Below are 20152 nucleotides of genomic sequence, written 5' to 3' on the forward strand. Positions count from 1 at the left end.
CATTCTATTCACTTGTTTATTTCTTGATAAAGTCCCCAACAAACTCATTCGAAACGCCAGTATCTTTCGAATAGATAACATGACCTCTTAAAACCGTTTGTACAACTTGCGCTCCAATTTCACGCCCGATATAAGGACTGATTTTATTGCGGTACTCCAAATCTTCTGCTTTTAATGTATAAGGAGCATTCGGTTTGATCAAGACAAAGTCAGCATCTTTGCCAATACTGATTCGTCCTTTTTGATCCAAATTATAACGATCAGCAGGATTTGTAGCAATAATATCTGCAAATTGTGTTAACGACATACCTCTTTTTTGAACCCCTTCATCAAAAAGAACATCAACATTATTTTGAACTCCAGAGATTCCACCCCATGCTTCAAAAGCATTTTCTTTGTCTTTTAAATCAGGTGTACATGGAGAATGGTCAGAAGTCACAAAATCGATTTCCCCTGATAGTACTTTTTTCCACATGCCATTTTGATTTTCCTTATCACGAATTGGCGGTGAACATTTTACCACAGGGCCAATTGCATCTAATTCATCTGTATCAAAGTAAAGATAATGAGTACACGTTTCACACGTCACATCAACACCAGCTGCTCTTGCCTTCGTTACTTCTTCCACACCTTCCGGACAAGCAATATGGCAAATATGGATGCGACAGCCAGTCTCTTTAGCTAATACTATTGCTCTGCGAATAGGTTCCACTTCAGTGAAAACTGGACGACTTGCAACATAAGCTTTTAAAGTTGTTTCTCCATTTTTATAAGCAAGTTCACCTAATTTATCTGTAATTGCAGCATTTTCCGCATGAATTGCTAGAACCTTACCTGTTTTAGCAACTTGTTTCATCCCCTCATATAGAGAATAGTCATCGACATTCATGAAATCACCATCAATGCTACGATCTCCACAAGTCGCCATAAAACATTTATACGCCGCAACTCCGCCATCATTTAATTCTTGAATACCACCTTTAAGATTAAATGGTACTAGACCACCAAATGAGCCCACGTCTGATTTCAATTTGCCTTTTCCAGCAGTATATTTTATTTCTAATGATTCACCATCCACTGTTGCTGGAACTTGGTTCAAAGGCATCTCCATAAATGATGTCACTCCGCCTTTAGCACATGAGGCTGTTCCCGTGATATACCCTTCCCATTGATCGCGATAACCACCGCCAGGATCTGTAATATGCACATGCGCATCCACCATACCTGGACTAACAACTAGACCTGTTGCATCAATGACTTTATCCGCCTCACCAAGATCATTCCCGATAGCTGCAATCAATCCATCTTTTACGGCAACATCTGTCTTAACTTCTCCCGACTCCAGAATAACTAAACCATTTTTGATCAATAAATCATATCCCATTTGCTTTCCTCCTAAATTTTAAAGCCAAAAGAACCTAACTATCCTTTACAAGAAAACAGAAAAATATCTAAGGAGTTGCTTTTCTCATTTTATTTTTCGCTTTCCCAAAGGCAAGCTCTTTAAGCTACGTAATATAAAGTAACGACCTTCTATTTTACAAAAACTTGTTCTACTTTAGTTTTTATCAAATACTTTTCTTAATCCTAAATATAAACCAAAAGCAGATACAAAACCAGAAATCCACGAAATATCAGAAATCACTTTTAGAGCAGGAATAAAATTACCACTTAAACAAATAACTAGTGCCACAATCGTAGCAATATAAGCTGGCTTATTCAGACCTTTGTAAATATTATGACTATTATCAGCTTTTGGATCCATATACAATTGATTCAAGTCAATTTTTTGTTTCTGAACAAAATAGTAATTAGCAATCATCGTTCCAGCTACTGGACCTAATACGGCACCAATCGTATTCAAGAAAATAAAAATACTATCTGCATTTTCCATTAGTTTCCAAGGCATGATCAGAAAACTTATTACACTGGCAATTAAGACACCTTTTTTATAATCGATTTTCTTAGGAAATAATGCACATAACTGATAAGCAGCAGGAATGATATTCCCTGTTGCATTAGTAGAAACCGTTGTTAATAAGAAGACAAGCATTGCAACAATAATTGCAAATGAATTATCCCATCGATCAACGATATTCAAAATATTCCATTCTTGAATTCCATAACGAATAGAACCCCCAATCAAAATCACAACACTTGAAAAAGCAAATATGCCATAACCGACTAGGAAACTAGCTGTTTGGCCAATCGTTTGATCTTTGGTAGATTTTGCATTTTGGGTAAAATCTGACACACTCGCACCAGGCGCTGCCCAGACTGCTAAAACTGAATTTATAATCATAAAATAAACAAAAACAGGCGAAATACTATGTGATGCTCCCGCAACATCATAAGATAAAATCGGTCCTAAACCACCTGCTGCTCCAATTGCCCAAATTGCCATACCACCGAACACAATATAAATTAGAGGACTTAAAATTGCTGTAAACTTATTCAGAATCTTTCCTCCACCGAAGCCAATCAACATATTCACTGCCCAAAAGATCGTGAAAGAAATTAACCCTGGAATAGAAATTCCCAAGATCATCGTATTTCCGCCAAGCGTTAAAAATCCTGGCCAAACCTTACCAATCAAAATCAGCAACGCTAACGAACCCGTATAATTCTGTAACCCAAACCAAGCGATCGCAGCTACGCACCCTCTAAGAAATCCTGGTAACTTTGCTCCAATATCTCCGTAAGTTGAGCGTAAATGAATGGCAAAAGGAATGCCATATTTTGATCCAGCACGACCGTTAAAGGTCATAAAAAAAGCAACAGCCAAAGCACTTATCACCAAAGCCAACATAATATTGATTGGTGAAAGTCCTAGAAATAAAAATCCTCCGACCGCTGTGTAGTTGGGGATATTATGAACTGAACCCATCCATAGCGTGAAATAGTTCAACTTTCCCATCATTCTTTTTGATAACGGTTTTGGAAGCAGATCTTCATTATAGCCCCGTTCTTGAAAACGTTGAAGTTCTTCTTCGGTAATTTGATAATCCTGGTTTTCCATCGTTTCGCCTCCTTCTAAGCGCTTCCATACACTATAGTTAAAACAGCACACTCTTTACCTATATCCCTTTAAAAAAATAAGATGCGCTTAGTTTCTATCCACTATATTTAGTTTCAGAAGCTAAACACATCCATTATTTATTTCTTAAGATTAAAAATGCTTACTCAGCAGTTGCTTTCTTTTTGTTCAAGTTTGCTAATAAGAATAATGCCGTTCCAACTACTAATAAAATAACTGAAATGTAAAAGCCCATCTCTTTCGAACCAGTCGCATCAGATATAGAACCAGTCAATGTTGGTGCAATAACTGAAGACATCATTCCGAAAAAGTTAAATACACCAAGGGTTGTACCAATACCAACTTTAGGTGCATTTTCCCCAAGCCATGAAATAATGATTGGTTCTACAGCAAGTTTCCCTAGGAATCCGTATAAAATCAAACCAATTAATAACAGCGTTGAGCTTGTTGCTTGTACAGTTAATAATAACATAGCTGCTGCTAAAAATTCTAGTATAACAATAAATTGTACTTTTTTGTGCATAAATTTATCTGCTAAACGACTAAAGAAAAGCGCACCTGGAATTGATGCGAAGGCTACAAGAGAAGCAGAAAATCCAATTGCTGCTCCTTCAAACCCACGTTCTGTTCCTAAGAAGTTTGGTAACCAAGTAACCGTCATATAATACGCATAACAAGTAGCAAAGTATAAAATGTAGGCAAATAGCATTTTTGGTGAAAATAATTTTTTGATTGAAACATGTTCTTTTTCAACAACAGGAGCTTCTGGTGCAGCAGCCGCTGCTTCAGCTGCCTCTGCCGCTTCAGATTGTGCTAAAAATTCAGCATCTTCTTTATTATTACGAATAATTGCAACAAATGCCACTAACATCACAGCAATCAATGCTACAGAAATATACATCATTGTTTGCCATGGGAATTTTAATTGAACAACTAAAAAACTAGATAAAATCAAACCTAAACCAGAACCAACAGCTGATCCGCTGTTTACAATTGCAGTAGAAAAACTTCTTTTTTCACGTGGAATATTTTGAGAAGTTAATGAATAAGCTGATCCATAGAAAGAGCCACACCCTAAACCTGCAAAAACACTACCAACGTATATCATTTGAATATTCGTTGCTTGAGAAATCAATAGAGCTGCTAATCCAAAAACAATAAAGCCTGGAATCAGTACTTTTTTCTTCCCAATTTTATCTACTAAGAAACCTGCTGGGATTTGCATTGCTACATATCCAAAAAAGTAACATGTAGAAATAAAACCTAATGCTGTATCCGTAATATTGCCGCCAAGTGATTCATTAATCTGTGGATACGCCGGTGATAAAGCTGAACGATATACCCAGATTGTTACCCAGCCAGCACATAACAAAATAACGATTTTTTTCCAATAATCCATTCCTGAACCCTTACTTTTTACATCCATGTCATTTCCTCCATATGTTATTTTTTTGTATGCTTGACGCCAAAAAAGTTTGTGCAATTTCGGAATTAAACATCAAAAAAATAACTTCTTATTCGTTTTAATTGTAAGCGGTAGCAAACTTTCACGCATCATTATTTTTCACAAACTTGTTAAAAAGTTTGTGCAAAACGAACAATCACTTGTTCTTTCACACAAACAATTTTAATTTTTTTTATTTTTTATAAATCGCTAATGCTGCTTTTACAGCCTCGCCTTTATTGATATCTGCACCATAGTAATTAAGGGCGCCTTCTAAGGCAGATAATACATGGAGAACATTAGATTTTCTACTGCTGTAGCCCATATTCCCGATACGCCACACTTTCCCTTGAAGTGCACCAAATGATGACGCAATTTCCACACCAAACTCGTCTAACATAAGAGCACGAACTTCTTCACCATCAATTCCTTTAGGAATCATGATTGGTGTAACAGTTGGCATCTTAGTCGTCAAATCACCGTAAAACTCTAAGCCCATCGCTTTTATCCCCGCAACAATTGCTTGATCATTTTGAGCATGTCGTGCATAAACATTATCCATTCCTTCTTTGATCATCATTCTAAGGCCTTCATGAAGTCCATAGACCATGCTTGTCGCTTCTGTGTGATGGTTGATTCGCTCTTCACTCCAATAACGCTGCAACTGGCTTAAATCAAGATAATTGCTACTGATATGGTTTTCATTACGAACATCCTTACTTAACCCTAATTCTTTTTGATAACGACTAGTAAGTACTTTTTCTACTCGATCATTGTAAGTAATCAAAGATAAACCTGAAGGGACACTCACACATTTTTGTGTTCCTGCAATTGCAATATCGACTCCCCACGCATCTACTTCTATAGGAACCCCACCGTATGTTGCAACCATATCTACAACAAAGAAAATATCATTTGTTTGGCAGTGTTGTCCGATTTTTTCCATTGACTGCATTTGTCCGTTAGCTGTTTCACCATGAACCATAGCCACTATTTTTGGTTGAACCTTTTTGATTTCTTCAATTATTGTTTCTTGCTCAAATGGTGCATCCCATTCTTTTTCAAGGTAATGAATCTCTGCTTTCGCACGTTCACAGATTTCTCCTAAAAGATAAGCAAACCGACCGTATACTGGAATCAAAACTTTGTCTCCTGGTTCGATCAATCCAATCAATGCCGCTTCGAGGCCAGAACGAGATGTTCCATCTACCGCAAATGCTTGCTCATTTTTTGTACCGAAAGGAATTTTGATCATTTCTTTGACTTCGTTCATAATTTGTAAGAAAGCTGGATCAAATTGACCCAAAATAGAAGCAGACATTGCTCTCAAAGCCACTGGATGTGCCTCAACTGGCCCTGGCGTCATGATTGTTCTGCTTGGCACTGATATTTCTGAAAACATAATTATTTCCTCTTTTCCGTTTTAATTTTATCCTACCCTTATATTCGAAAAAGTCATTGTCACTTTTGAATAAAAAAATAGAATTTCCAGTCATTATGTACAAACCTTTCTTGAATGTAAATACACTATCATTTAGAATAGAGATACGTAAATAAATACAACATCATTAAAGATTTATCATAAAAAACTATTTTACCTTACACTACCTAGCTTAACAGAAAAAATTAAAATTTGCTTGTAGCCAAAAGTAGCATACTGCTAGTTTTTAATTTCTCTGTTCAGACTGAACAAGCCTGTTTGACTTTTAACTTTAACTAGTTGCACAAATCATTCCTTGGGAGAGCTAGGAAATTAATCGATTTGTTCCACTTTTACTATTAGGAGGGAATCCAATGACAACTTTAGAAGATTTATTAAAAATACCAAGATTTTCTGATCTAAAATTATTAACAAATCCTACAAAAGCGAATACTATTGTTGAGAGTATCGAAATTTCTGAAACACCTGACGTAGCAAATTTTATTCCAAAAAAGATCTTCCTTTTGACAACTGCAATGGTTTATAAAGATAATCAACAAGAATTGATTACTTTAATTGATTCGTTAAAAGAACAAGAAGCTGCTGGAATCGGTATTAAAGTTGGCCGTTTTATTGAAACCATTGATCCTGAGGTCGTGGCTTATGCAAATAAAATCAACTTTCCTGTTGTTCAAGTGTCTAGTACTCAACCTTTAGGTGCTGTCTTGCATCAATTATTAAATTATTTATGGGATACTAAAACAGAGCAATTAAGCTACGCTTTAGACATTCAAAAACGATTTTCTAATTTGTTGATTCATGATGTGAGCATTGCACGCTTTGTCGCTGATTTCGGTAAAATGATCAATACTCCAGTGATTTTATTAAGCCCTTATCGTAAGGTCATTGCCCACTCTAAACACTTTACTCAGACGTCAAAACCAGCTGAATATTATGTTGAGCAACTTATTACTAAATATGCTAATTGGAATGAAGATAGCAACACTTCATTTATGATCGATGATTTAAATCGAGAGCCGATGCAGATTGCTGGTTTCCCTGTGACTGTGAATAGTTATTTCCCACACTACTTATTGGTTTTAAATCCGCAACAAGTTCCATATCCAATGTCAGAATTCGCAGTAGAACAAGCTTGTTTGGTCTTGTCATTTATGTTGTATAAAAATCAAAAAGTGCAAGAATCGCTTGATTTTCTTAAAAGTGATTTTCTAGGTCAACTAGTAGAATACCAACAAGCGCCTCACCAGTCAAAACGAGATTGGCTTGATCTAGGTACAAATTATGGGTTAAAGAAAAGTACTCAATATCAAGTCGTCTACGCCGTTTGTAGTCAAACAAAAACCACTGCAACAAAGATCAAGTATCAACAAGAAGAAAGTGATATTGCTTTTCAATGGCTATCTGAAGCACTACCTCCTAGAATCAAAAATATTAGTATTTTTAAAGTGAAGAACACGAACCACTTAGCCATTTTGATTCAAAGTAAAGTGGATGATTTAGAAAAAATTTTAACTGAGTTGTCATTAGAATTAACTGAAAAGCTGCCGATCACTTTGACTTTTGCGTTGGGAAATTCATATGAAACGGTTGAACAAATCGCAAGTTCTTTCATCGAAGCCAAAACTGCTTATGAAGAGATGCTAACAATGACTGACGTTGTGCTTACCCATGGCTATCATCCTAAAGGAATGAAAAGTTTATTTGAAAAAATGAGCCTTGAAGATATTCATTACTTCTGCGAAACAACGCTTAAAGAACTTGCCTATCCTGTTGAAGATTCATTTATCGAGCTTCGCAAAACACTTCAATGTTATCTAAGTTTTCAATGCGAAATCTCAAAAACAGCCAAAGAGATGTATCTACATCGTAATACGATCAAATATAGAATTGATCATTGTGCGAAGATACTTGGGAAAAGCATTCAAGATCCGACAAATAGTTTAAATCTGCGTTTAGCATTAGAGTTATCAGAACGATCGAATCAACATCAATAAATAAAAAGAGAAGTTGGAAGAAACACGTAGCGTTTCTTTCAACTTCTCTTTTAGTGATTTAACCTACGATTCTTGTTCCTGCTCTTCCTAATAAAGCCTGGTCAGCATCTTCTAAAGAACAAATGATTGCTGTTTTTCCTTGTGATGCAAATCCGATAGCAGCTTCCATTTTTGGTCCCATACTACCGTCAGCAAAATGACCCTCGTCCATGTATTGTTGTGCTTGTTTTACAGAAATAGTTTCTAATTTTTCTTGATTTTCTTTTCCGTAGTTGATATACACATTGCTGACATCCGTCAACATCATGAAGACATTTGCATCGATTTGCTCCGCTAATTTTTTACCGGTACGGTCTTTATCAATAACAGCTTCGATTCCTTTTAATAATCCATTTTGATCACGAACGACTGGAATTCCACCACCGCCACCAGCAATAACGATTGTATTCCGATTTAATAAATTAACAATTGCATCTACACCATGGATCGCTTTTGGTTGTGGAGAAGGTACAACACGACGGTAACCACGACCAGCATCTTCCATCATTACCCAATTTTTCTCTTGTTCCATTTGTTTCGCTTCTTCTTCTGTATAAAAAATCCCAATTGGTTTGTTTGGATTATTAAACGCTTCGTCTTCAGCTGAAACTTCCGTTTGCGTTAATAGTGTAATAACATTACTCGTTAACCCTTTCGTTTCTAATGAATTTTTTAAGCTTTGCTCTAACATATATCCAATAAAACCTTGTGATTCAGCATTACATACATCCAAAGGAAATGGTGGAACTACATCTTTTGCTTCTTCATTTTGTCTTAGAATATTCCCAACTTGCGGACCATTCCCGTGAGTTAAAACGATTTCATAATCAATTTCTTCTATCTTTGCAACCAACTCTGCACTTAGTTTGACATTGTCTAGCTGTACCTCAAGTGTGGCTTCCTGGTTTGGTTTTAAAATTGCATTGCCTCCCAATGCGATTACGACACGATTTGCCATAAAAATCCTCCTTCATTTACTGCTTAGTATTTTAGTGGTCGTTATGAAGCCTGCCAATAAATCAACACCTGATGTGTGCCCTACCGAGATGACTTCTTTAACTATTTGTTCAATTTTTTCTTCACTGCTAGTTGTTGATAATCCTTCAATTAATTTAAGAACAGGTTCACTAAATCGCCCTGATAGTGCGCATAACAAATAATGCTTACTGATATCTGTTGTCACAGACTGTTCTGCTAACAGATTAGTAAGTAGTAAATTCATTAATAGAGAACTCTTTTCATTCAATAAAAACCTTGCAGCAAGGTGTCCAACGATCATGTCATCTCCAGACGGGGTTAAACCCATCCCTCTACCCATCAGAAAATCCAGCCCTGATTTTTGTTGTGACTGATTTTCAGAACACAGCGCAACAATTGATTCTTTAAATGGATTTGCATCTTCTAAAAACTGAGCGATTGATTGCTGACTCCCAGTTTCTTTTACGAGTGAGTCTGAATAGGATAACAAGTTTTCTTTACTAGTTTCTATCAGGCTACTCGGTCCTGTATCTACTAAAGATGAATATGTTTTTGCGTGTATCAGTAATAAATGGTTTTTAGAAAAATGCACGCAGTTATGGTTCCATGTAATTTGTTCTCCAATTTCAATTGTGGATAACATTTGTGAAAAAGAATCGGCTTGTAAGTAAATACCGTTTGGCATAAAAGGATAGTTAGTGGTCGTGATGACCACTAACTGTTGTTTCCTCTCATCTTGAATATTGAAACTATTCTTATACTTACTGTGAACATGCCATTTTTTTTCTTCAAAGTTATCGGTTAAAAGAAACTGATCAATAAAACAAGCATTAACGAACAATATCTTCACCTTTTATTCTGTAAAACCTAATTTTTTCGCATAAGCTAAGACTGCTTTTTCAAAACAGTCGATCGGTGGCGTTACTGTACCTGCTCCGATTTGGCCTAAACCTGCTTTTTTATTTGCAATCCCTGTATTGATTACGGGAAGAATTCCTGTTTCTACCACTTTTCTCGCATCGATTCCTAAACAAATTCCTTTGAAGTCCCAAGTTGGAACTGGGAAATTAGGGTTAGTATCAATACAGATTTCAGTCATTTCATTACTTGTATTCAACGCATCATAAAAGCCGCCTGAACCAACAAAACGAGTAACAGCTGGGGCTGCGATCATCGCCATACCACCGACACCAAACGTTTCAGTGATCGCACTATCCCCCATATCAGGTGCAGCATCAGCTTCGCTAAACCCTGAGAAGTATAAGCCTTGAGGCGTGTTAACTGGTCCAGTAAACCATTCATCCCCCATTCCAGCAATACGAATACCAAATTCATGGCCATTTCTACACATTGCCGTTACAATTGTTCCTTCTTGAATTTGTCTTGCGCCATCCATGACAGCTTTCGCTGATGCCATCATGATGTTTAAGAAAAATTGATCGGTATCTGCTAAGAACTGAACAACTTCTTCACGCTTCGTTTGGTCGATTTCTGTCAACCCAACAATGATTGGTGCCATTTCTTTCAAGAAAGCGAGAGATGCAGCAATATTACGTTGGTGGAATTCATCCCCCATCGCAATTGCTTTTGCAACTAATACATTGATGTTTAAGCCATCTTCTTTTGTTTTCAATGCCGCACTTAAAACAGGAGCTAAAGTATCTCTCATCCATCTTAAACGAGTAATTACTTCATCAGAATAGGCACCAAATCGTAATACTGCGCCAATCCCTTCGTTCATTGTGCAGAATGCACGATTCCCGTCTGTTTTGTTTTCAACAACTAAAACTGCCATATTCGCTGATGTGATCCCACCCATTGGTCCAACCGCATTTACATGATGACATGGAATTAATTTAACTTCACCAGATTCCAGCATTTTTCTAGCTTCTTCTTCGGTTTCACACCATTCTTCAAATAATGCTGCTCCAACACAAGCGCCTTGAATCGGGTCAACCATTTTATCATAAGTGATTGGAGGTCCTGCATGAAGTAATACTTTTCCTTCGTTTAATTCTGGAATTACTGATTTTGCTGGTACTACATCTAATAAGAAAGGAGAACCAGCAACGATTTTTGCTGCTACCGCTTGGTTTGCTTCATCGATTGTTTTATATGCCATTTTGATTTTCCTCCGTTAAAAGCTGAATGAGCTTGATCAGCTCCGACTGAAAAATAGGAAAAATAGAAGGTGGTGCTTTTTACCACAATCTATTTTTATCTTTTTTCTGAGGAGCTAGCTCAGTAAGCTGGATAATTTATTTAGCTAACGCTACTTTATTTAAGAACTGTAATGCTTTTTGCAGTGTAATGTTTCCTCCAGCAACTGGCTGCCAGTCGTATTGAACAACCTTACCACCATGATTGATGATTGCTTCAGAGAAACTACGTAAACCAACATTAATAAATCCTTGATTCGTCAATAATGCTAACATCGCTTCTGTTGGTTCAATCGCGATCGGATTCACTGCTGGTGCTGCTTCGATTGCTTTTTCTGTTTGAGTCAATGGATGATCTAAAATAGCTAATGCTAAACGTACTGCTTGCGCGTTACTATCGCAAAGGATCACACCCGCCTCTTTCATAATTGTTTCTTGTTCATGAATATTCTGAGGATCTTCATCCGTTCCAACAATCGTACCGATCACAAATAATTCTCTGCCATCAGAAGCCGCTTTAGCTTTGATCTCTTTGATAGTTGGTGCTAGTTCTTGCGCCATGTTAGCATGAGAACCGTAGCCTAATACAACATCTAAAAGAATGATTGCTGTTTTAGGATCTTTTCCAGCTTCTTCTAACATTTCTTTGCGTTTTGTTGGATCGATCATTGGGTGAGGTTTTCCTTGAGTATAAACATCGTCCCCTAAGTCAATGATTTCATGACCTTGATTTTGTAAGATAAAACCTTCAGGCGCATGTTCGTCACCTGTTAATGCTAAACCTTCTTTGATCAACATTGCCGCTTCATAAGCAAGCGTTCCACCAGAGTATAAACCTTTAACATATTTTTGTTCTGGTTTGAAAGAATGTGTTGGTACAGATAGTGTTTCTTTCACTGCTGTAACAGCTTCTTTATTCAATAATTGAACTGCTGTTTGAGCCGCTTCTTCTAATGTATAAGCACGATAAAGGTTTTCTTCGTGAGACGTTGGTTTTTCGCCTAGGAAAATCGTTACAGCAGGTTTCGAGATACTTCTTAAAAGATTTAAAACTTCATCACGAACTTCTGGTGCAGGTGGTTTAGAAATCACCACAACCACTTCAGTATTAGGGTCTTTCTCTAATGTAATAATGCTGTCTTTTAAAGTGATTCCGCCAATTTCAGCTTTTAAGTCACGTCCGCCAGTACCGATTGCATTCGTTACTCCGCCCCCTAATTTGTGGATAATTGTCGTTACTTCTTGAATACCAGTTCCAGAAGCACCTACAACACCAATTTTTCCTTTACGAACAGCATTTGTAAAGGCCACAGGAATACCATTGATGATACCAGTACCACAGTCAGGGCCCATCAATAATAGACCTGCATCATGTGCTTTTTCTTTGAGGCGTTTTTCATCTTCTATCGCAACATTGTCGCTGAAACAAAAAACATGTTTGCCTTCATCTAACGCTTTCTCAATTTCAAGTGCTGCATGCGTACCAGGAATCGAGAAGACAACTACACCAGCATCTTTACCAAGCTCAAATGCTTTATCCCAAGTTTTTACGACTTCTTCGCCTGAAGCGTCGCCGCCACCTTTTGTTTGTTCTTCTAAAAATACATCGATTTCTGTTAAGACTTGTTCGATCAGCGAATCATCTTCAATGTCTAATACGATTACCATATCATTTGATGAAGCTTTTTCTAACTCGTCTGTGTATAAACCACCCGTTTTAAAGATATCTTTATTTGCAGGTGTCCCCATCATAACGGAAACATTATGAACGCCATCGATTGTATTTAATTTGTTCGTCAATAGCATCAATACGATTGAATCTTGATAGCTATTTGCTTTTATAATTGTGTGCAGCATTGAAATTCCTCCTTAAATTATATGAAACAATGTTCCGCTTTGTACTTTTCACCATTCGTTCATTTCATTCATTATGGTTCAAAGTAAACGTGTAGTGAGCTCGCCATGTCTCAACTAAAAATAGGAATTGACGAGACTGAAGCGGAGCGTAGTGACTCGAGTGTGAAGCTAGATAATTTTTTTAACAAAATATCATTCCGCAAATTTATTTTTGTGATCATAACGATCATAATGAATAGCATCACTGATCAAATATTCGTAGATATCATCTACGATTTCAATGCCATTTTCTTCATAATTTTTTTCTCGTGCGCGTCCGCGTTCTCCAGGATAATTGACTTCTGTAAAACCAGGACTTGGGCTAATTTCTTTTAATTCGTCTAACATTGTCGAAATATTCTTTTTGAAAACATCTATTCCAATAAAGAAATCTGGGTTGATTACAATATGGAGCTGACCTAATTCACGCCCTTTTGATAGGTCATGATACATAGACGAAACATGTTTACCAAATGGCACTCCTAGTAAAATCCCAGATAGAATATCTACCATCATCATCAACCCATAGCCTTTTGGTCCAGCGATTGGAAGTAATGCATTGACTGCTGTTGAATCAGTTGTCGGATTTCCTTTGGCGTCAACTGCCCATGTATCTGGGATTGCTTCTTTTTTTGAACGAGCGTGAAGGATTTTTCCCCAAGCCTGAACAGTTGTCGCCATATCAAACGTAATTACACGGTCATCATTACTTGGGGCAGCAAAAGCAATTGGATTGGTTCCAAAATAAGGTTCACTTCCTCCAAATGGTACAACCATTGGATCAGATTGACAAACAGAAAGAGCTACCATGTTTTGTTTTGCTGCTCGTTCAACATAATAGGCAAGCGCTCCACTATGAGAGATATTACGGACTCCAACAACAGCTACCCCATTTTTCTTTGCCATTTCGATTGCTAGATCCATTGCTTTTTCTGCTGCAACAAACCCAGAACCATTGTCACCTTCAAACATACCACAACTAGGAGCTGTTTGGTTAAACGAAAAAGTAGGATCGTTGGTGATACCGCCTTTTACAATTCTTTCCGAATAATATTCCACGCGCATCGCACCGTGAGAATGAATTCCTCTTGCATCTGCAAAGGTTAAAACATCACTTACGATTCTTGCATGTTCTTCTGACAAACCAGCTTTTTGTATTTTCTCTTTGATTAGTTGATGTAAATCCGCTTTTTTTACTCTCATTTTAAAACGCCTCCTTATTTTAAAGCGAAGCGGGCTCGTTCAGCTTCGACAGAAAAATAGGAAAAATTGACTGAGGTGCTTTTCGCCTCATTCAATTTTTATCTTTTTTCCGAGAAGCTAGCCCGCGTAGCTAGATACCATACGACAACAATTCTCCGCTCCGCTAATACTTATAAAACCAAACAACACTTTTGTGAAGCATCATAGTTCAAAAAATTTTATTTTTTCTCACCAAAAGCATTCGTATTTTCATATCGATCAAAATGAAGTGTATCACTCTTTAAGTAGTCATAGATATTCTTAACGATTTCGATACCCTCTGACATTGATTTTTCATAATTGATTTGATTGATCTCACCTGGATAATACACTTGCTTAAATCCATCAGCTGCTGGAATTTCATGTAGCTCTTCTACCATACCGTCCACTGATTCTTTAAACATCTCTAAATCAGTGAAGCGTTTTGGATCAATCAAAATATACATTTGGCCAACATTACGTCCTTTACTAATATCGTCATACATTGAAGAAACGTGTTTTCCAAATGGTAAGCCTAAAAGCATACCTGATAAAATATCTACCATCATCATCAAGCCATAGCCTTTTGGTCCTGCAATCGGTAATAATCCATTGACTTTGTGAGGATCAGTTGTTGGTTTCCCTTCTTTATCAACTGCCCATGTATCGGGTATATCTTTATTTTTAGAACGAGCATCTAAAACTTTACCCCATGCTTGGACCGTTGTTGCCATATCAAAAACCACTGGCTCATGACCTTTTCTAGGTGCTGCAAAAGCAATTGGATTGGTTCCAAAATAATTTTCTTTGCCACCAAATGGTACAACCATCGGATCGGATTGACACATTGCTATGGCAATCAAATCTTGTTGCGCTGCTTTTTTCACGTAATAAGATAACGCGCCACTGTGGCTGATTTTAGAAATCCCGACTGCTGCAACTCCTGATTTTTTTGCCATGTCAATAGCATAACCCAATCCGACATCCGCAACGAATTGTCCAGCTCCATTTTTACCGTGGACGATTCCTGAACTTGGTCCAGTTTCTTCGAATTCTATTTCTGGTTCAAGCGTTACGCCGCCTTTATCGATTTGTTCTGCATAATATTCTACTCTAACAGCTCCATGTGAGTGGATGCCGCATGCATCTGCAAATACTAAATGTCTTGCCACTTCGTCTGCATGTTCTTGTTTTAAACCAGCTGTTGTCAATTTTTTTTCAATTAAATCATGCAATTCTTCTGGTTTCACTAAAACAGTTTCATTCATTCTTAAACTTCCTCTTCAAATTAAATTTCTGGATCACGATTGCAATCTTTTGAATAAACGTACATTAAAGGCTCGTCACGACCTACAGCATACGCTGCTTGTTGAACATATGAACTCATGAAAATGTAGTCCCCTTTTTCGACTGGCATCCATTCATTGTCTAAGTTGTACATTCCTTGTCCAGAAAGTAAATACGCACCATGTTCTTGATAATGTGTTTCAATATAACCATGACTTGCTCCTGGTTCAAATGAAAGAATGTGGAAGTTCATATCAAAGCCTAAATCTTTAGGTAAGAAGTCCCATAAAAGTACGTCTTTCATGCCTTCGTACTCGATTGGTTCCATATCATTCACATTACCGACTACTTTATGCGCTTCGTAGCCTTCCAATGGTTGATAACGTTTTTTGTATAAGAAAATTTCAGTATCTGCATCTTGCCCATTTTCTAGGTACATCAACGTACTTGCAGGAAGATATGCATAACCACCTTTTGTTAGTTCATGTGTCTCAGAACCATCATTGACTTTTAAAATACCATCGATTACATAGACGATTGTTTCAACACCTTCTCCGCCGAAACCACGTTGGTTTTTTCCATCTTTATGCATTGTAATGATATAATCAACAAAGTTTGCTCCTAATTGTTTAGAACCTAAAATCGAGCAGTCACAATTTTCAAATCCAGGAATCACGTTATTTACTAAACCATCATGAGGAATCAATGCATAATTATTTTTTTTAATAACAGCTCTAGAGGATAATAAACCATCTAAATAACCTGTTTGATTATTCTTATAACCCATTTTTATTTCTCCTACTTTCTTTTATTTATAAGCTAATTCATATAATGTGCTCGCCAAAACTTTAACACCGTTCACTAAATCATCAATATCTGTCGCTTCTGCAGGATTATGACTGATCCCATTGATACTTGGTACAAAAATCATTGCTGTTGGGAAGTTTGGCGCAATAATTTGAGAATCATGTCCAGCTCCGCTATGCATTACTTTGTATTTCATATTTTCAGCAATAGCTGCCGTTTCGATTGCTGTTACAATTTCTTCGTTCATTGGAACTGGTGCTTCGTCCATCCATAGGTCGATATCGATTTCTAAGCCATGTTTCGCCGCAATATCTTTCATTAGTTGTTCAATTTCTGCCGTAAATGAATGAAGTTCTCCACTGTCTGTATGACGACAATCCATTGTAAACAGAACTTCACCTGGTACTACATTAACTGTATTCGGTTTCGGTTCAACTTTACCGAATGTCAATACAAGAGGATCGCCAACTTCTAATGCACGATCGATCGCTTGTGAACAAATCTTAGAGAAAGCGTAAACAGCATCTTTACGGTATCCCATTGGTGTTGTTCCAGCATGATTGGCTTCACCTTTCAAGACAATCGTATAACGTCTTTGACCTGCAATATTATTCACGACACCAATTTGCAATTGTTCTTTTTCAAGAACCGTTCCTTGCTCAATATGAATTTCTACGAATGCTTTGATATCCTCTCTAGATGCTTTAGTCTCATCTCTAAAATCAAAACCATGACGTCTCATTTCTTCAACAAACTTCAATCCTTCAAAGTCAGCGATATCAATGACATCTTCTTTTTTCGCTTCGCCAACGAAATTTTTACTTCCCCAGAATACTGTTGGGAAACGACTGCCTTCTTCTTCAGCCATTGAAATAACTTCTAAAGAACGTTTCGGTTTACCATGTGTTTCTAATAAATATTGGATTGCAACATACGCTGCGATTACACCAAATTGACCATCTAAATTCCCACCATTCACGACGGTATCGATGTGCGAACCAGATAAAATCGTTTCTTCTGGATGTTCTGTACCTTCTACTCTACCAAAGAGGTTGCCGATCTCATCAAATGAAGCTGTCATACCAATAGCTTCTAATTTTTCTTTTACAAATTTTTGCGCTTCCAACCAAGAATCTGAATACAATAATCGTGTCATTCCACCCGTTGGATCGTTGCCAATACTTGATAAGTGATCAATATTTTCTTGTAAAACGTTTTTTAAATCCATTTGATACATCTCCCTCTTTTATTATCCTATTCATTGTAAGCGGTTGCCCGTTTTCACACACTATCCATATTTCACAAATTAACCGCCATCTTTGTGCGCATTAAACATAAAGACTGGGGCTATTTGGGTTAAAATAGAAATAAGTTAGTGAAATTTATTTAGATTTGTAAACTAACTCTTCAAAAAATGGTAGAATGCAGATAAGTCAAAAAGCATCTCAGTCATTTTTGAGAAAATGTTACCATGCTACTCATTTGCTTTGCAACGTGTAAAAAACACAATGTAATTAAAAATTGCTATTGATTGCGCCTGAGATTGTTCTTGCACCAAAGGACTTGGTACACGGTCTAGTAGAGCGGTGCGTTGTTACATAAAATTCAAGGAGGACTTTTAATGATAAAACAAACATTTCTTTACAGTAAACTAGATGAGTTAGATTTATCCATGACTTTTTACTCAAATCCAAACGGGTCTTCTGCAAAAGCGACTCTTCTCTACTTCCATGGTGGTGGACTTCTTTACGGAACCAAGGATGATTTGCCAGAAATTTATTGTAAACTTTTGGTAGAAAATGATTATAACTTATTGACTGTCGATTATCCATTAGCTCCTGAAGTAAAACTGCCAACTATTATTACTTGCATAAAAGAAGCAATTAATTGGTTCTTGGAACATTATCAAACAGCATTAGGTCTAGAAAATTCTGATTATTTCTTATTTGGACGTTCCGCGGGTGGTTTTCTTTCTTATTTACTATCTGCTCGCTATCCTTGTCCAAAACAAAAAGGCTTAATTAGTTTTTACGGCTATTATGATTTAACAAATTCGGCATTTAATCAGCCTAGCAGCTATTATAATCAATTTCCAAAAATAGCCCCTCTGACGGCCCAAGAGTTGATTTATCCTAACCCCATTACAGAAGTTTCTATTAATGAACGGTTCTCACTTTATTTATCTGGTCGACAGTTTGGCAATTGGTTAAGTTATCTTGTCAAAACTCCTAGTGAAAAAGAAACCTTTAGTCTAACGGACGTGGAACTTGCTAAACTTCCTCCTGCATTTTTAGCCCATAGTGCAGCCGATCAAGATGTGCCCGTTGAAGTTTCTCGTATTGCCAGTGAAAAACTTTCCAATGTAACGTACGAAGAAGTTGAGCATCTCCCCCATGATTTCGATGGTGACATTACTAAAAATGAAGGACTTCAAACTTATAATGCTCTAATTAAATGGTTAGATAGCCTAGTATCTACTGCTTGATTTTAACATAATTATTTCCTTCTATTAATCTAGAAAAAGACATTCCCGATTATTCAGGAATGTCTTTTGTAGTATCTTTATTTTTCAGTTGCAGTTTCAGTAATAACTTCTACTGCACGTTTCATGCGGATATCATGTTTCAACATATCTTCAGTTAAAACTTTTTTCACTTGATCGATTGGCATATTGTATTGTTCAGATAATTCTTTGATTTCATTGTCAATATCTTCTTGAGATACTTCAATATCTTCAGCTTTAGCAATTGCTTCGATCACAAGGTTTGTTTTCGTACGAACTTCTGCTTCTGCTTCAAATTGTTTGTGCAAGTCAGCTTCAGTTGTTCCAGTTAATTGATAATACATATCTGGAGCGATTCCTTGACGTTGCATGTTGTTTAAGAATTCATCCATTGAACGGTGAACTTCGTCATGTACCATTACATGTGGAAGGTCAACGATTTCAGCATTATCAACAGCTTGACGGATAGCTGCTTCGTCTTTTGCTTCTATTGCAGCAGCTTCTTTAGATTCTGTTAATTCTTTACGGTATTTTTCTTTTAATTCGTCTAATGATTCAACTGAATCGTCAACGTCTTTTGCAAATTCATCATCTAATGTTGGTAATTCTAATGCCTTCACTTCGTGAACTTTCACTTGGAAAACAGCTTCTTTACCTGCTAAATCTTCAGCTTGGTAATCTTCTGGGAATGTTACTTTTACTTCAACTTCTTCGCCTGCTTTTTTACCAACTAATTGTTCTTCAAAGCCTGGGATGAAAGAGTTAGAACCTAATTCAAGAGAATAGTTTTCGCCTTTTCCACCTTCAAAAGCTTCGCCATCTTTAAATCCTTCAAAATCGATTACGACAGTGTCGCCTTCAACAGCTGCTTCATCTTCTTTGATTACTAATTCAGCTTGTGCATCTAAGTCACGTTGGATGCGTGCATCTAAGTCTTCGTCTGTTACTTCACGGTCTTGCTTTTCAACTGTTAAGTTTTTGTATTCGCCTAATTTAACTTCAGGTTTTACAGTCACTTCAGCAGTTACAACCCAATCTTCCCCTTTATTCATGCTTTCAACATCAATTTTAGGTTGAGAGACAGGATCGATTCCAGCTTCTTTCACAGCTGCTTCATATACTTCTGGTAATACTGCATTCAAAGCATCTTCATACAATGCTTCTTCACCATACATACGGTTGAATACTTGACGTGACACTTTTCCTTTACGGAATCCTGGGACGTTAAGATTTTTTTTGACTTTATCGAATGCTTGTTTCAAGCCTTTTTCAATTAGAGTTTGATCAACTGAAAAAGTTAACACACCATCATTGGTGCCTTTTTTTTCAAATTTCGCAGACATTTG

15 protein-coding genes are annotated in these 20152 nt (G+C 36.9%); 2 read left to right on the top strand and 13 right to left on the bottom strand.

The annotated features are described in order from the left end of the window. Positions 1 to 16: 16 nt before the first annotated feature. The 4 genes from allB to BCR22_RS13965 form a co-directional block, all read right to left on the bottom strand. A complete protein-coding gene (allB, locus tag BCR22_RS13950) occupies positions 17 to 1384 on the bottom strand; it encodes an allantoinase AllB (protein ID WP_069655492.1) in 1368 nt (455 codons plus the stop codon). A 174-nt stretch (positions 1385 to 1558) separates the two neighbouring features. Then, a complete protein-coding gene (gene allW, locus BCR22_RS13955; protein ID WP_069655493.1) occupies positions 1559 to 3019 on the bottom strand; it encodes an allantoin permease in 1461 nt (486 codons plus the stop codon). Between the two features lie 160 nt (positions 3020 to 3179). Continuing rightward, the gene (locus BCR22_RS13960; protein WP_069655494.1) at positions 3180 to 4463 is read right to left on the bottom strand and encodes an MFS transporter; all 1284 of its coding nucleotides are present in this window, start codon (positions 4461 to 4463) and stop codon (positions 3180 to 3182) included. Positions 4464 to 4674: 211 nt separating this feature from the next. Further along, positions 4675 to 5883 carry a pyridoxal-phosphate-dependent aminotransferase family protein gene (locus BCR22_RS13965; RefSeq protein ID WP_069655495.1) on the bottom strand — a complete coding sequence of 403 codons (1209 nt, stop codon included), beginning with the start codon at positions 5881 to 5883 and terminating at the stop codon, positions 4675 to 4677. Positions 5884 to 6275: 392 nt separating this feature from the next. Here BCR22_RS13965 and BCR22_RS13970 point away from each other — a divergent pair, with 392 nt between their 5' ends. Beyond that, positions 6276 to 7916 carry a PucR family transcriptional regulator gene (locus BCR22_RS13970; protein WP_069655496.1) on the top strand — a complete coding sequence of 547 codons (1641 nt, stop codon included), beginning with the start codon at positions 6276 to 6278 and terminating at the stop codon, positions 7914 to 7916. A gap of 58 nt (positions 7917 to 7974) precedes the next feature. Here BCR22_RS13970 and arcC read toward each other — a convergent pair whose 3' ends face one another. The 8 genes from arcC to allC all read right to left on the bottom strand — a co-directional run bounded on the left by arcC (position 7975) and on the right by allC (position 17531). Further along, complete coding sequence (gene arcC, locus BCR22_RS13975) at positions 7975 to 8913, bottom strand: carbamate kinase (protein WP_069655497.1); 939 nt, start codon at positions 8911 to 8913, stop codon at positions 7975 to 7977. A 12-nt stretch (positions 8914 to 8925) separates the two neighbouring features. After that, a complete protein-coding gene (locus BCR22_RS13980) occupies positions 8926 to 9774 on the bottom strand; it encodes an oxamate carbamoyltransferase subunit AllH family protein (RefSeq protein WP_069655498.1) in 849 nt (282 codons plus the stop codon). 12 nt (positions 9775 to 9786) lie between these two features. After that, positions 9787 to 11055, bottom strand: coding sequence for a YlbE family protein (locus tag BCR22_RS13985; protein ID WP_069655499.1), 1269 nt, complete (start codon positions 11053 to 11055; stop codon positions 9787 to 9789). A 136-nt stretch (positions 11056 to 11191) separates the two neighbouring features. Next, a complete protein-coding gene (gene fdrA / locus BCR22_RS13990; protein WP_069655500.1) occupies positions 11192 to 12949 on the bottom strand; it encodes an acyl-CoA synthetase FdrA in 1758 nt (585 codons plus the stop codon). 192 nt (positions 12950 to 13141) lie between these two features. Continuing rightward, positions 13142 to 14191, bottom strand: coding sequence for an ureidoglycolate dehydrogenase (gene allD, locus BCR22_RS13995; RefSeq protein ID WP_069655501.1), 1050 nt, complete (start codon positions 14189 to 14191; stop codon positions 13142 to 13144). A gap of 218 nt (positions 14192 to 14409) precedes the next feature. Continuing rightward, entirely contained in the window at positions 14410 to 15477 is a 1068-nt protein-coding gene (allD, locus tag BCR22_RS14000) for an ureidoglycolate dehydrogenase (RefSeq protein ID WP_069655502.1), read from the bottom strand. Positions 15478 to 15497: 20 nt separating this feature from the next. Next, the gene (gene allE, locus BCR22_RS14005; protein WP_069655503.1) at positions 15498 to 16283 is read right to left on the bottom strand and encodes a (S)-ureidoglycine aminohydrolase; all 786 of its coding nucleotides are present in this window, start codon (positions 16281 to 16283) and stop codon (positions 15498 to 15500) included. A 21-nt stretch (positions 16284 to 16304) separates the two neighbouring features. After that, positions 16305 to 17531, bottom strand: coding sequence for an allantoate deiminase (gene allC, locus BCR22_RS14010; RefSeq protein ID WP_069655504.1), 1227 nt, complete (start codon positions 17529 to 17531; stop codon positions 16305 to 16307). A gap of 393 nt (positions 17532 to 17924) precedes the next feature. On the opposite strand from allC, the gene BCR22_RS14015 reads away from it, so the two are divergent. Continuing rightward, the gene (locus BCR22_RS14015; RefSeq protein WP_069655505.1) at positions 17925 to 18788 is read left to right on the top strand and encodes an alpha/beta hydrolase; all 864 of its coding nucleotides are present in this window, start codon (positions 17925 to 17927) and stop codon (positions 18786 to 18788) included. 77 nt (positions 18789 to 18865) lie between these two features. Here the strand turns inward: BCR22_RS14015 and tig are convergent, their stop codons facing one another. Beyond that, entirely contained in the window at positions 18866 to 20149 is a 1284-nt protein-coding gene (tig, locus tag BCR22_RS14020) for a trigger factor (RefSeq protein WP_069655506.1), read from the bottom strand. Between the last annotated feature and the right edge of the window lie 3 nt (positions 20150 to 20152).

The sequence above is a fragment of the Enterococcus plantarum genome, from assembly GCF_001730295.1.
GTDB classification, from domain to species: Bacteria; Bacillota; Bacilli; order Lactobacillales; family Enterococcaceae; genus Enterococcus_L; species Enterococcus_L plantarum.

Coding starts and splice junctions, on each gene's coding strand:
- allB (WP_069655492.1), bottom strand. CDS start 1,384: ATGGGATATGATTTATTGATCAAAAATGGTTTAGTTATTCTGGAGTCG.
- allW (WP_069655493.1), bottom strand. CDS start 3,019: ATGGAAAACCAGGATTATCAAATTACCGAAGAAGAACTTCAACGTTTT.
- BCR22_RS13960 (WP_069655494.1), bottom strand. CDS start 4,463: ATGGATGTAAAAAGTAAGGGTTCAGGAATGGATTATTGGAAAAAAATC.
- BCR22_RS13965 (WP_069655495.1), bottom strand. CDS start 5,883: ATGTTTTCAGAAATATCAGTGCCAAGCAGAACAATCATGACGCCAGGG.
- BCR22_RS13970 (WP_069655496.1), top strand. CDS start 6,276: ATGACAACTTTAGAAGATTTATTAAAAATACCAAGATTTTCTGATCTA.
- arcC (WP_069655497.1), bottom strand. CDS start 8,913: ATGGCAAATCGTGTCGTAATCGCATTGGGAGGCAATGCAATTTTAAAA.
- BCR22_RS13985 (WP_069655499.1), bottom strand. CDS start 11,055: ATGGCATATAAAACAATCGATGAAGCAAACCAAGCGGTAGCAGCAAAA.
- fdrA (WP_069655500.1), bottom strand. CDS start 12,949: ATGCTGCACACAATTATAAAAGCAAATAGCTATCAAGATTCAATCGTA.
- allD (WP_069655501.1), bottom strand. CDS start 14,191: ATGAGAGTAAAAAAAGCGGATTTACATCAACTAATCAAAGAGAAAATA.
- allD (WP_069655502.1), bottom strand. CDS start 15,477: ATGAATGAAACTGTTTTAGTGAAACCAGAAGAATTGCATGATTTAATT.
- allE (WP_069655503.1), bottom strand. CDS start 16,283: ATGGGTTATAAGAATAATCAAACAGGTTATTTAGATGGTTTATTATCC.
- allC (WP_069655504.1), bottom strand. CDS start 17,531: ATGGATTTAAAAAACGTTTTACAAGAAAATATTGATCACTTATCAAGT.
- BCR22_RS14015 (WP_069655505.1), top strand. CDS start 17,925: ATGATAAAACAAACATTTCTTTACAGTAAACTAGATGAGTTAGATTTA.
- tig (WP_069655506.1), bottom strand. CDS start 20,149: ATGTCTGCGAAATTTGAAAAAAAAGGCACCAATGATGGTGTGTTAACT.